This window comes from Flavobacterium aeripolare, assembly GCF_013294025.1.
Classification (GTDB): domain Bacteria; phylum Bacteroidota; class Bacteroidia; order Flavobacteriales; family Flavobacteriaceae; genus Flavobacterium.
Window position 1 is genome coordinate 72455 of sequence record NZ_JABSNL010000009.1, and the last position, 13745, is coordinate 86199.

Below are 13745 nucleotides of genomic sequence, written 5' to 3' on the forward strand. Positions count from 1 at the left end.
CTTTACCACGCTATTACAACATGCTTAAATATTATATTAACATACTGCTTCTACTAGTTATCATGTGCGGTCCTGCTTCCTTTGCTCAAAAAGTAAAAGAAGAGAAAGACAGCGCTACTTTCTATAAAAACATCCAACATTATTCTAAAAAAAGAAAATTCACCAAGTTTGTGCACCGCTTGATTTTTAATCCACTTGATGCTCAAAAAAAAGAGAACAAAAGCATTCCAAAGAAGCGCATCAATGCCGAAGGTAAAATCATTAGAAATATCAATATTGTTACCTTAGATCCTTTTGGCTACTCAGACACCGATACCACTAGAACGCCTAAAAACTGGTCAGAACGCACGGGAAACAAACTGCATTTGAAAACAAAAAAATTCGCTATCATGAATTTGCTGCTTTTCAAAAAAAACACCCCCTACAACCTTTTGAAAATCGAAGAAACCGAAAGGCTTATTCGATCTCAAAAATACGCCAACAGAGTAACCATTTCTGAGGAATATACTAGTGCAAGTAAAGATTCTGTTGATGTAACCATTAGAGTTCTTGATTCCTGGACCACACAACCTAGGTTGTCTTTTTCAAGCAATCGAATAGCTATTGGTGTAAACGAAAGAAGCTTTTTAGGAACCGGACACCAGTTAGATTACCGTTTTACCAATCGATTTGAAGATGGTAAAGATGCGCACGATTTTACCTATACCGTTCCCAATATTAAAAACACCTTTGTAAGCACCGTATTAAAATACAAGGTTGATCTTGATAATTTTTATGATAAAGGAATTGCAATAGAGCGTCCGTTTTACTCTCCATTGACTAAGTGGGCGGGTGGAATATCCTTTGGTGAACTCTTTAGAAAAGACACGCTCTTAAATGCCAACAAAGAATATATCTCGTCTAACTTTAAGTACAGCACTAAGGATTTATGGGTAGGGAAAGCGTTTACACTTTTTAAAGGAACTACAATCAAGGACCGTACGACCAACTTGATTTTGTCTGGACGTTTTTACAACACCCATTATAAAGAGAGTCCTAACGAAATCATAGATCCAGAGAATTTTTATTCTGGCGAGAAACTGCTTCTTACAGGAATAGGAGTCAATACGAGGCAGTTTATTAAGGACCGTTACATTTTTAAAAATGGTATCGTAGAGGATATCCCTATTGGTCGTATTTACGGTATTACGGCGGGTTACCAGTATAAAAATGAGCAGTGGCGTCCCTACCTGGGAGCACAAGTCTCTTTTGGAGATTACTTTGATTGGGGATTTTTAAGTACCAATTTTGAGGTAGGAACCTATTTCAATAAATCCAATACCGAGCAGACCGCTTTCTCCTTCCAAGCAAACTACTTTACTAATTTACTAGAATTAGGGCGCTGGAAAATTAGACAGTTTATAAAGCCACAATTAGTAATAGGAACCCATCGCACAGATATTTTAGGGGACCAACTTTCGATCAATGAAAATGCGGGAATTCAAGGATTCAACAGTCCTATTTATGGGACCAGCAAAGCGGTAATGACGCTGCAAACACAAACCTACGCTCCCAAGGATATTTGGGGCTTTAGGATGAATCCGTATTTTAATTATTCAGTGGCTGTATTAGGTAATTCTCAAGCGGGAATGACAAAGAACAAAGCCTACTCAAAGATCGGGATTGGTGTGATAATCAATAACGATTATTTAGTATTTAGTTCGTTCCAACTTTCGCTATCCTACTACCCTACGATTCCGTTTGAAGGCGACAACGTTTTTAGAACAAATGCATTTGAAACAACCGACTTTGGTCTGCAAAGTTTTGAGTTGGCTAAGCCTCGCACAGTGTTGTATAGGTAAATTTCTTTCAAGAAATGGCAATGCTATAACCTAATACTAGTATTGTGATAGTTATAAAGTAAGCCATCAAGCTACCTTTGTAACGAATTAAACCACAATCAAATCCAACCTATTATGAAAAAATTTAGACTTTATTTAATGATGACAATTGTTTCATTATGTGCACTACCAACAGTTACTTACGCAGGAGATAAAAATCCAGCTACAACAGAGCCAACAGAAATTCCTGCAGAAGTGCAATTTAAATTAGACCGCTTAGAAGAAATCAAAGAAATGGATAAATCAGATCTTAGCAGAGTCGAAAAGAAAGAATTACGCAAGGAAGTTCGAGCTATAAAAGCCGACCTAAAATCGACCGGTAACGGTGTTTACCTATCTGTAGGAGCGATTATTATCATCGTTCTTTTATTGATTTTACTATTATAAAAGACAACAAAATAGCCCTTAAAAAGAGAAACGTATCACACGTTTCTTTTTTTTTGAAGTCAATATAGCTACTTATTGAAAAGATGAATAAAATGGAAAGGCACAGTTCTTGTTTTATAGCTATTCGAAACAAAAAACAAATCAAATTTTACATAAATACAATTATGAAAACATTACAATTATTAGTTCTAGGATTACTGTTATCAGTAGCTACTTCGAGTCAAGCACAAGTTAATTTAAATGTTACTATAGGTACCGCTCCATCATGGGGACCATCAGGATATGATAACGCTGAATATTATTACCTTCCAGATGTAGCGTCTTACTACGATGTTCAAGCGTCACAATTTATTTATTATGGTAACGGAAAATGGATACGGGCTAGAAGGCTACCTGTGCAATATAACAATTACGACTTATACGGTGGTTATAAAGTAGTACTAACAGATTATCACGGTAAAACTCCGTACACACATTATAAAGAGCACAAAGTAAAATATACAAAAGGCTATAAAGGGAAGCCGCAGAAAAATATAGGTTCTAAGTACGATAAAAAAGTGTACAGTAAAAAAAATAAAGATAATAATGGACATGGCAAATCCAAGCACTAAGGTACTGACCCTGAAAATATAGCCTAGCAAATAAGCTAGGCTATTTTATTTGTGGTAAATAAATGTAAAAATAGATGGGCGCGCTGGCACAGTTGTTGGTTTCTATTATCGAAAGAGCTGTAATGCTTTTTGCATTCGCATTATTAATTAAAATAAATTCAATATGAAAATCCTAAAACTCATCGCCCTCGGCATCATATTACTCGTCTCGAGTACCTCAGAAGCTCAAGTATCTGTAAATGTAAATATAGGACGTGCTCCTTCTTGGGGACCATCGGGCTATAACAATGTTGGTTATTATTACTTACCAGATATCCAAGCATACTACGATATACGCGCTTCACAATTTATTTATTATGGTGGCCGCAATTGGGTTCGCTCAAGACAATTACCCAGACAATATCGCAATTATGATTTGTATAATGGTTACAAAGTAGTATTAAACAATTACCGAGGAAACAGCCCTTATAGATATTACAATACCCACCGTAAAACCTACCGTGTAGGATATCGAGGACCACAGCAAAGAACAATAGGTCGTCGCACAGCTAGTTACAGACATAGTGATAACAGAAACGCCCGCTACCACCGTGCTCCTGCTAAACGTCATTATGAAAAAAGATATAGCAAAAGAAACGATTACAAGAAAAACAAAAAAAATCACGGTAAAGAGTCACACGGGCATCACCGCCATTAATTTTACCTAATTGCTAAAAGAGCATCCGTTATGGGTGCTCTTTTTTTGTTTTAGATATTTCAAAAATTACATTTTGGAATAATTAACTTGAAATATTTTATTACTACATTTGAAGATATTGCCAATAAACTACTTTAAAATGCATTACAACAAGTCAAAATTCGTTCTTTTATTTCTCTTCTCAACTGCGTTTGTTGCTGCTCAAAAGCCCGTAAAATCTACGTCAGTTGCCCTCTACAACCAAATTGAAAAAGCAAATTTTCTAGGTTCTGTTTTATATATAGCTGCACATCCTGATGATGAAAACACCCGCTTAATTTCGTATTTATCAAATGATGTAAAGGCCAGAACAGGCTATCTATCGCTCACAAGAGGAGATGGAGGACAAAATCTCATAGGTCCACAATTAAGAGAATTATTGGGTGTGATACGCACACAAGAGTTGATTGAGGCTCGAAAGATAGATGGTGGCGAGCAGTTCTTTTCTCGTGCCAATGATTTTGGTTTTTCAAAAAACCCAGAAGAGACGTTAACCATTTGGAACGAAAACGAAGTACTCGCAGATGTGATTTGGACTATTCGAAAATTCCAACCAGACGTGATCATCAATCGTTTTGATCACCGTACCGGCGGAACTACACACGGTCATCATACTTCGTCGGCTATTTTAAGCACAAAAAGTTTTGCAATGACTAATGACCCTACACTTTTCCCGGAACAACTGCAATATGTAACACCTTGGCAAACTAAAAGACAATTTTTCAATACGTCATGGTGGTTTTATGGTAGCCAAGAAAAATTTGATGCTGCAAACAAAGCGACCTTATCAACTTTAAAAACAGGAACCTACTACAAGAATTTAGGAAAATCAAATCAAGAAATTGCTGCCTTAAGTAGAAGCAGCCATCAATCACAAGGTTTTGGTAGTACTGGTAGTCGCGGTGTTGATACAGAATACCTAGAACTAGTAAACGGGACTCCATTGCAAAACAAAGACAACCTATTTGAAGGTATTGATACCAGCTGGAATAGAGTTAAAGGAGGGAAACCTATTGGTGAATTACTTGCTAAGATATTGGCAAATTACAATTTCCAGGATCCTAGCGCTAGCGTAAAAGAGCTAGTTACGGCGTACAGCATGATTCAAAAACTAGAGGAGACACATTGGAAAACAATTAAATCAACCGAATTAGAGCAAATCATTGCTGGTTGCACAGGTTTGTATCTTGAGGCAGCTGCAGCTACACAGGAAGTTTTTCCAGACAGCACTGTAAAATTAAAATTAGAAGCAATTAATAGAAGCGAGGTACCCATGATGCTTAAAAGCATTACAACGCAACCAGAAAATAAATCGACCACAATAAATACTGCTTTAGCATTTAATGACGATCAAACCTTTCCAGCTCAAATAGTACTTCCTGCGACTACTGAGTACACACAGCCGTATTGGCTAAAAGAACCTTCAACCGTAGGAATGTACACGGTAAGCGATCAAAAAAATAGAGGGATTCCAGATATTATTAGAGATGCTCAGGTTACTTTTAATATTGAAGTAGCAGGAACCGTGATTCCATTCACACAAAAAGTAGTCTATAAATACAACGACGATGTGCGCGGTGAAATATTTGATTACCTAGACGTTGTTCCTGAGGTGACTTCGAGTATTATCAACAAAGTTGCCTTATTCACTGCCAATGAAAGTAAAGCAATTGCTGTAAAGGTAAAAGCGGGTAAAGACAACATCAACGGAATTGTTGCACTAGATCTACCTAAAGAATGGAAAGTTACTCCAGCAAATTACACCTTCTCTCTTGATAAAAAAGGAATGGATAAAACAGTTGTTTTTAACGTAACTGCACCAGCAAAACCATCAGAAGTGGCTGCTAAAAGCATTGTAACTGTTGGTGATAAACAATATACAAAAGACCAAATAATAATTGATTATAAGCATATTACAAAGCAGCAAGTGCTAGAAGATGCTGCAGCTCGATTTATCCAAGTTGATTTAAAAACGACCAATAAAAAAATTGCCTATATTATGGGAGCTGGTGATCAGGTTCCTGAGAGCTTGATCCAGATGGGGTATCAAGTTACCGTAATAGATCCTATAGCTATTTCGACCAATAGTTTGAAAGCATTTGATGTGGTAATCACTGGAATTAGAGCCTACAACACCGTACCTCTATTAGCTAACAAGCAACAAATTTTGCTGGATTTTGTGAAAAGTGGTAAAACTATGATTGTGCAATACAATACGCCTAGCAATGAGATCCCAGATAATATAGCGCCTTACTCGTTGCATATTTCTCGCGACCGCGTTACTGATGAAAATGCTGCAACAACGTTTTTAGCTCCTAAACATTCTGTTTTAAACTACCCAAACCAAATTACGACAGAAGATTTTGAGGGTTGGACACAAGAACAAGGATTGTATTACCCTGATCAATATGATGCGCACTTCACTCCTATCCTATCTTCAGCAGATAAAGGAGAAAGTCCTAAAGATGGGGCATTGTTAGTTGCACCTTACGGAAAAGGATTCTACGTATACACTGGACTAAGTTTCTTTAGAGAATTACCCGTAGGAGTGTCTGGAGCCTACCGATTATTATCGAATATTATTTCGTTACAAAGTACCCCTACCACTGATAAAACTACCACCAAAAACTAATCGTATGGAGCCCAAAAAAGTAAGAAGTTGGAAAAAAAATTACACTTTGGTATTGATTGCTAATGCAATCTACATCTTAGTTTTTTATTTAATAATGAAATTATACTCATAACACCATGCAGCTATTTGATTGGATTGTTTTAATTGTTACGCTTTCATTTATCGTTATTTATGGCGCTTGGAAAACAAAAGGAAGTAAAAACGTAGAAGATTTTATATTAGGAAATAATGAAACCCCATGGTACACCGTAGGACTTTCTGTAATGGCGACACAGGCAAGTGCAATTACATTCTTGTCCACACCGGGACAGGCGTATCATGACGGAATGGGTTTTATCCAGTTCTATTTTGGTTTGCCTATTGCGATGATTGTGATTTGTCTCACCTTCATCCCTATTTACCATAAATACAAGGTTTACACTGCTTATGAGTACCTTGAGAAACGTTTTGACCTTAAAACGCGGTCCCTAGCAGCCATATTATTCTTGTTTCAAAGAGGACTAGGAACGGGATTGACCATCTATGCACCTGCCATTATTTTGTCGGCTATATTGGGATGGAACCTTACTTACATGAATATTGCGATAGGAGTACTTGTAATTGTATACACATTTTCGGGAGGAACAAAAGCGGTCAATGTTACCCAGAAACAGCAAATGTTTGTGATTATGTCTGGAATGTTTATCACTTTCTTCTTGATCTTGCATTTCCTTCCTAACGACATGACTTTTTCGAATGCCTTGCATATTGCAGGTGCAAATGACAAAATGAAAATCGTTAATTTCTCGACAGATCCAGAGGATAAGTACACCATCTGGAGCGGAATAACTGGAGGATTTTTCTTGGCCTTGGCTTATTTTGGTACCGATCAATCACAAGTTGGTCGTTATTTATCTGGAAAGTCTGTTAGAGAAAGCCAGATGGGTTTAATCATGAACGGACTCCTAAAAGTACCTATGCAGTTTTTCATATTGCTTACAGGGGTAATGGTTTTTGTTTTTTACCAATTCAATCCTGTACCGTTAAACTTTAATCCTAATAACAAAATAACGATTGAAAAATCACAGTATAAAGGAGAATACAACGCGCTAGAAAAGCAGTTAGACGTTTTATCTGAAGATAAGAAAGTCATTAATTTATTATACATCGATCAGTTAAATCAGGATTACGACAACCCTATTCTTAGAAAAGAATTAATTGCACTTTCTACTAAAGAAAAAGACCTACGAGATCGTGCTAAGGAAATCATTCTAAAAGCAGATAGCAACAGTGAAACTAATGATAAGGATTACGTGTTCTTTCATTTTATTTTAAATTATTTACCTAAAGGCTTGATTGGTTTATTGCTAGCTGTAATTATCTCAGCAGCGATGTCGTCTACCGCTTCGGGTTTAAATGCACTAGCTTCTACAACAGCAATTGACATATATAAGCGTAATGTAAAAGGAGAAAAATCAGATAAGCATTATTTAAATGCAACTAAGTTCTTCACCTTATTGTGGGGTATTATTGCCATTTTATTTGCTTGCGTAGGGACTTTGTTCGAAAATCTGATTCAGTTAGTAAACATCATTGGGTCTATTTTTTATGGAACAGTATTGGGAATCTTCCTAGTAGGTTTCTATATCAAATACGTCAAAGCAAAAGCTATTTTTTACAGTGCGTTAATAAGTCAAAGTACTATTTTCTTAATCTACTACTATGCGATTGCAATTTATCCTAGTGGCCAAGAAAAACTGGGGTATTTGTGGCTTAATTTCATTGGAGCAATGCTTACTATAATCTTAGCAACGATCATGCAGGCAACCTTATTTAGAAAACAAGAAACTGCAGCATAACAGTAATTATACAGCAATAAAAAGCCCGTTTTACAATCAAGTAAAACGGGCTTCTTTTATTTTTTTAAACGGTATGAATTAATAGCAGCTTATCTTCCCCACTCAGCGATACTGTCTTTATTCATTTTTACATAATCTTGATTTCCTGCTGCTTCAGATGCAGTTAACGATAATTTAGCTGTTTCAATAGCGCCTTTTTTATCTCCTTGTTTTGCTTGAATTAAAGACTTAAGACGTAAAATATAGAATGGTTTCTCTTTGCTTAATTCTAGTGATTTATCTACATAAGTTCTCGCTTTTGCAACATCTCCATTCGACTGATAGAAATATTGTGCCGAAGAGAAATAATCATTTGCATTAGGTCCTGCCAATGTTCTTTCGATACTTGCAAGAGCTGCTTTTTCTGTAGGCACTTCAAACTTTAATCGAGCATAAGAATTCTCCCAGTACATCTCTAAATAAGCCGAGTTGTTTTCGATCCCACTAATTCCTATTGTAAAAGTCTCTGCCATTGTAGGAGAAGTAGATTCCTTAACAGTTGTTTTTAAAGCAACATTTGCTTCATCATATTTTGCTGGCGTTCCCCAGTTATCTGTTGCTTTGTAAAAAATCACATCCCATTGCTGTGCATTTGGAATCGTGTATAAAGCATACGTTCCTTTTTTCAACTCTTTACCATCGATTTGCACGTCGTCACTAAAAGAGATTGTTGTATTTTCATTAGCTCCAGTTCTCCATAATTGTCCAAAGGGAACCAAATTCCCAAAAACAGCTCTACCTCTTGCAGAAGGTCTTGAGTAAACAATTTCAACATCAGTTAAACCAACAACTTGTTTGATTTCTGATTTCGGACTCGATTGTGGTGTTTTCACCTGTGCTTCAATTGTAAATTGAGTAATCACGATTGCTAATGCGATTAGTAACTTCTTCATAATGTATTGGTTTTTTAAAATTGGATTCAAAAATAGTATTTGAATACTACTTCTTAGTTAAATATTGATTAAAGTGAACTTATAATTGGCTAATAATCTCAAAACTGAGTTCGTTAAAATCATTGATAATTTTATCTGCTAACGATAAATCTTGTTGTTTAGAATGAAAGCTATTGTAAGCAATACAGTAGATTCCAGCGGCTTTTGCAGCTTTTATTCCGGCTGTGCTGTCTTCGATAACAATACAATTTTCTTTTGGTGCTATTGATAATGAGGCTGCATGTTCAAAAATTGCAGGATGTGGTTTAGACATAGGAAAATCCTCTCCACTCACAATATGCGTAAAATAATCGTGTAGTTTGAAGCGATTAAAAACGCGAGAGATCGTCACCTTTGAAGCCGAAGAAGCTAATATCAACTGCATTCCCTTTTTATGGAAATCTTTAATTAAATCTTCTACACCTGCTAGCAACTCTAAATCTTCCTTATTATCAAAAGCATCGTTAAAAATAGTACGCTTGCGCTGAATCAAATCCTCCACATCATGGTCTAATTGAAAGGTCTCTTTCACCTTTTGAAAGGTATTGCGAGTTGAATTTCCAGTATATGAAGTAAACATATCCTCAGTTACAGCGATATTAAGTTCCTTAAATTGTTGAAAATAAGCGTAACGGTGTACGGGTTCTGTATCAACAATTACACCGTCCATATCAAATATTACTGTTTTTACCATCTTGATTGTACCTTTTAGGTTTAGAGGACTTACCTCCTGTTGTCATTAAATTATTTAAAGCGACTGCAATTTACTCTTTTTTAAGGAGGTATCTAATCACGGTTTCTGCAGCGTATAAACCAAATAATCCTGGCATATAACTATTGGTACCATAAAAAGACTTTTTATAATTAGAACCATCAGTCATTTTTAAACTCGCCTCGTCTTGAATTTCTGAGGAGAAAACGACTTTTAACTTATCAATTTTATGCTCTTTTAATCTTCTACGAATTGTTTTAGCTAAGAAACAATTTTCAGTGTTATTGATATCGGCTACTTTCACTTTTGCAGCTTCCATTTTTCCACCTGCACCCATACTTGAAATGATTTTAACACGTTTGCGTTTGGCCGCAATGATTAAATTTAATTTTGGCGTCACACTATCGATGCAATCCAAAACATAATCAAATTCTTCAGTTACAATTTCGAAAGCACGCTCCGGCGAAAGAAACTCTTGCACACGAGTCAGTTGAAGTTCGGGATTGATGTCCATTAAACGATCACCAACAATGGTAATTTTAGGTTGCCCCACAGTAGAATGCAAAGCAGGCAACTGGCGATTAATATTAGTAATATCTACTACATCACCGTCTACAATTGTCATTTTCCCTACTCCTGCTCTCGCTAAAAATTCAGCCGAAAATGATCCCACACCTCCTAGTCCTACTACTAGAACATTTGCGTTTTGTAATTTGGTTAAACCATTATCTGTAAATAAAAGTGCTGCTCTCTCTGTCCACTCTGCCATTGCTTATTGTATTTAAAATTTTAAAGTTAGATGTTTTAAACCTACTCCTTATTATATAATTAATTGCTTAAATCGATTTTAAAAACCGCCTTGCAATTATCTCTAATTACTATTTTTATTTCTTCAACAGATACTCCGCTGTATTTTGCTGCAATCTCATACACTGCTTCAATTGTTTCCTCCATGGTATCTGTTTCTAGAAAAAAACGATTGCTAGGCACAGATTGAAACACGGATTCCAAATCTGGGTTTTTTAATAAGTATTTTCCAAAAGACAAATAGCAACCACTATCAATGAGTTGTTTTGCTAGCTGTGCACTTTTTGAAAAACCATGAAAAATTAAAGGCACCGTGATTTTTAAGCGTTCCTTAGTTTCGATAATCTCTTGAAATGCTGCTACACAATGCAAAATTACTGGTTTACCATACTTTTGAGCCAGCAGCAATTGCTTCTCAAATACCTCTTGCTGCAATTCAAAAATTGTATCAGCGCGCTTGTCTAAACCACACTCACCCACAGCAAGACAATTTTGTTCTTGTATTTTTTCTTCAATACACGCTAAATCACTCGCTACTCGATCTACATTGACATACCAGGGGTGAATCCCAATAGAATAAGTAGGAATAGTAGCATCAAACTCCTGAGGATATTGATTGACTAATGCTATCTGATTATCTGATTGTGTTACTGAATGCGTATGTAAATTAAAGAAATTCATTAGTCATGAAATTTTTTAACTCCTGCTTTTATTTCCACATTAATGTCATTTTCTAACGGCACTTTAGGACAAGAATACTCTGGACTATAAGCACAATAAGGATTGTAGGCCGTATTAAAATCAATTTCGATGGTATCTCCTTTTGGTAATTTCAAATCAATGTAACGACCACCTATGTAGCTTTCTGCACCAGATGTGATATCAGAAAACGGTAGAAATAAATAGTCTTTATATTCCTTTTTTCGTGACAACACGATATCTCTGTACACATTTAATTTATATGATTTTCCATCGATAGTAAAATCGACTTCACCATACTTGACATATATAGGAGTGCGATCTGTAGAAGTGGGCATTTTGAATGCTTTTTCTTTAGGAGTACGAGTGAATTTAGCTACCACAAAATATTTTTCGTTAGCAGGAAAAAAATCTAGTGACTTGAAATGCGCTAAATCGGCTGGCAATAGCGGACTCGTTTTGGCGTTTGCGTACTCTTTATTTAATTCGTCTTGGAACGATTGCACCTTTGCTTTATCAAATTTATTTTGGCTGTAGCCAAAGCTGATAAAAAGTATGGCAAAAAAGAGACTGTAATTTTTCATATAAGAAGTTTTAGCAAAAATAGTTTAAAGTTACAAAGAGACAAAGTGAGCAGCTGATAAAGTTTTCTACCTTTGCTATAAATAATCACAAGCTAATGTTAATTACTGCATTTCAACGCTATTTAAATAATTTCAAAGGATTTTCAAGAGAGATATGGATTCTTACTTTAATCACTTTCATTAATAGAGCGGGAACAATGGTACTGCCGTTTTTATCTAAGTATTTAAAGGAAGACCTAAATTTTACTTATGGTGAAGTAGGCTGGATTATGGTGGCTTTTGGTTTTGGTTCCATGTTAGGATCCTGGCTAGGCGGTAAATTATCTGATAAAATAGGTTTCTATAAGGTGATGGTATTTAGTTTGTTTAGCTCAGGAATATTTTTCTTTGTTTTACAATACATTACCAGCTTTTGGGGCTTGTGCTTCGGGATGTTTACCATTATGACTCTAGCTGATATGTTCAGGCCAGCCATGTTTGTATCTCTTGGAGCCTACGCCAAACCCGAAAATAGAACACGTTCCCTTACCTTAGTGAGACTAGCAGTAAATTTAGGCTTTGCAGCTGGACCTGCATTAGGTGGCTTGATTATTATGGGAATAGGCTATCAAGGTTTATTCTGGGTAGACGGAAGCTCCTGCGTTGTAGCCATTTTAATATTTGCACTTTTAGTGAAAGAAAAAAAGAAAGCCACCCAACACGATGCGCACAACTCTGTCTTAGAAGTCGCCTCTGTGTTTAAAGACAAAGTATTCTGGATTTTCTTATTTGTGAGTTTTGTAACTGCTATGATATTTTTCCAACTTTTCACTGCCTTACCTTTATATCATAGTGAGAAATTTGGTTTAAGCGAATTCCAAACTGGCTTGCTCATGACCTTGAATGGCTTGCTAATATTTGCACTAGAAATGCCTATTGTGAGTTATTTTGAACGAAAACAGAAAGGTAAAATGAAAATTATCTTCTGGGGATCTTTGATGATGGGCTTGAGTTTTTATGCATTGTTGATTGATGTTTGGGCAGGAATGTTAGTAATAAGCATGGTGTTCATCTCTATAGGAGAGATTTTTGCTTTTCCTTTTTCGAATGCATTTGCTATGGGACGTGCACCCTTAGGGCATGAAGGGCGTTACATGGCACTGTACACCATGAGTTTTAGCTTGGCACATATTGTAAGTTCTAAAGCCGGACTGGGTATCATCGCTGATTACGGCTACCAAACAAACTGGCTGGTCATGGGAACTTTTGGTGTAATAGCCGCACTTTGCTGCCTTTGGATACAGAAATTACTTAGATTCGAAAACAAATAGAATAAAATTACTAGACAGTTCGCATTGCAATTAGCAGTATTAACACCCTGAATCAAAAACTGTTATCTAGTATAACTATAAAAATAGTTATAAAACTATAAAAATAGTTGTATAACTGAAAACATAGTTGTAATTTTGAATTGCGATAAGTAAACCCCGACCCCGACCCCGATAGCTATCGGGGTCGGGTTGAAGAAGCGCCTATAAAAACGATACTATGCAAAAACTAACGAACAAAGAAGAGGAAATCATGCACATTTTATGGAAGCTTAAAAAAGCTTTTGTAAAAGAGGTTATGGAAGAAATCACAGTCGATCCGCCACATTACAATACCCTATCGACAATCATTAGAAACCTGGAAGAAAAAGGATATGTAGCTTATAATGCCTTTGGGAAAACGCATCAGTACTATCCTATTATTGCGATCGAGGAATACCGAAAAAAGTTCATGCACACCGCGATTGATAATTACTTCAATAGTTCGTACAAGAATATGGTTTCGTTTTTTGCTAAAGAAGAGAAAATTTCGGCTGCAGAATTGCGTGAGATTTTAGAAATGATCGAAAATAAAAAATAGC

13 protein-coding genes are annotated in these 13745 nt (G+C 36.0%); 8 read left to right on the forward strand and 5 right to left on the reverse strand.

Annotated features, from left to right (window positions below):
• Positions 1 to 20: 20 nt before the first annotated feature.
• The 6 genes from HNQ00_RS11340 to HNQ00_RS11365 all read left to right on the forward strand — a co-directional run bounded on the left by HNQ00_RS11340 (position 21) and on the right by HNQ00_RS11365 (position 8084).
• Complete coding sequence (locus HNQ00_RS11340; RefSeq protein WP_173838619.1) at positions 21 to 1841, forward strand: POTRA domain-containing protein; 1821 nt, start codon at positions 21 to 23, stop codon at positions 1839 to 1841.
• A 114-nt stretch (positions 1842 to 1955) separates the two neighbouring features.
• Positions 1956 to 2267, forward strand: coding sequence for a hypothetical protein (locus HNQ00_RS11345; protein WP_173838620.1), 312 nt, complete (start codon positions 1956 to 1958; stop codon positions 2265 to 2267).
• A 164-nt stretch (positions 2268 to 2431) separates the two neighbouring features.
• A complete protein-coding gene (locus tag HNQ00_RS11350) occupies positions 2432 to 2878 on the forward strand; it encodes a hypothetical protein (protein ID WP_173838621.1) in 447 nt (148 codons plus the stop codon).
• 163 nt (positions 2879 to 3041) lie between these two features.
• Positions 3042 to 3575, forward strand: a complete 534-nt coding sequence (locus tag HNQ00_RS11355; protein WP_173838622.1) for a hypothetical protein — start codon at positions 3042 to 3044, stop codon at positions 3573 to 3575.
• A 139-nt stretch (positions 3576 to 3714) separates the two neighbouring features.
• The gene (locus HNQ00_RS11360; RefSeq protein ID WP_173838623.1) at positions 3715 to 6246 is read left to right on the forward strand and encodes a PIG-L family deacetylase; all 2532 of its coding nucleotides are present in this window, start codon (positions 3715 to 3717) and stop codon (positions 6244 to 6246) included.
• Between the two features lie 116 nt (positions 6247 to 6362).
• Positions 6363 to 8084 carry a sodium:solute symporter family protein gene (locus HNQ00_RS11365; protein ID WP_173838624.1) on the forward strand — a complete coding sequence of 574 codons (1722 nt, stop codon included), beginning with the start codon at positions 6363 to 6365 and terminating at the stop codon, positions 8082 to 8084.
• Positions 8085 to 8173: 89 nt separating this feature from the next.
• Here the strand turns inward: HNQ00_RS11365 and HNQ00_RS11370 are convergent, their stop codons facing one another.
• The 5 genes from HNQ00_RS11370 to HNQ00_RS11390 all read right to left on the reverse strand — a co-directional run bounded on the left by HNQ00_RS11370 (position 8174) and on the right by HNQ00_RS11390 (position 11857).
• Positions 8174 to 9016: a DUF2911 domain-containing protein gene (locus HNQ00_RS11370; RefSeq protein ID WP_173838625.1), complete on the reverse strand. Its 843-nt coding sequence runs from the start codon at positions 9014 to 9016 to the stop codon at positions 8174 to 8176.
• A gap of 79 nt (positions 9017 to 9095) precedes the next feature.
• Positions 9096 to 9749, reverse strand: a complete 654-nt coding sequence (locus HNQ00_RS11375; protein WP_173838626.1) for an HAD family hydrolase — start codon at positions 9747 to 9749, stop codon at positions 9096 to 9098.
• A gap of 70 nt (positions 9750 to 9819) precedes the next feature.
• Positions 9820 to 10536 (reverse strand): tRNA threonylcarbamoyladenosine dehydratase, encoded by a 717-nt coding sequence (locus HNQ00_RS11380; protein ID WP_173838627.1) that lies wholly within the window; start codon positions 10534 to 10536, stop codon positions 9820 to 9822.
• 59 nt (positions 10537 to 10595) lie between these two features.
• Positions 10596 to 11255: a TatD family hydrolase gene (locus tag HNQ00_RS11385; RefSeq protein ID WP_173838628.1), complete on the reverse strand. Its 660-nt coding sequence runs from the start codon at positions 11253 to 11255 to the stop codon at positions 10596 to 10598.
• Positions 11255 to 11857: a DUF1684 domain-containing protein gene (locus HNQ00_RS11390; RefSeq protein WP_173838629.1), complete on the reverse strand. Its 603-nt coding sequence runs from the start codon at positions 11855 to 11857 to the stop codon at positions 11255 to 11257. The genes HNQ00_RS11385 and HNQ00_RS11390 overlap by 1 nt, the downstream gene beginning before the upstream one ends.
• A gap of 95 nt (positions 11858 to 11952) precedes the next feature.
• On the opposite strand from HNQ00_RS11390, the gene HNQ00_RS11395 reads away from it, so the two are divergent.
• A complete protein-coding gene (locus HNQ00_RS11395; protein ID WP_173838630.1) occupies positions 11953 to 13167 on the forward strand; it encodes an MDR family MFS transporter in 1215 nt (404 codons plus the stop codon).
• Positions 13168 to 13384: 217 nt separating this feature from the next.
• Positions 13385 to 13744, forward strand: coding sequence for a BlaI/MecI/CopY family transcriptional regulator (locus HNQ00_RS11400; protein ID WP_173838631.1), 360 nt, complete (start codon positions 13385 to 13387; stop codon positions 13742 to 13744).
• Position 13745: the final 1 nt, after the last annotated feature.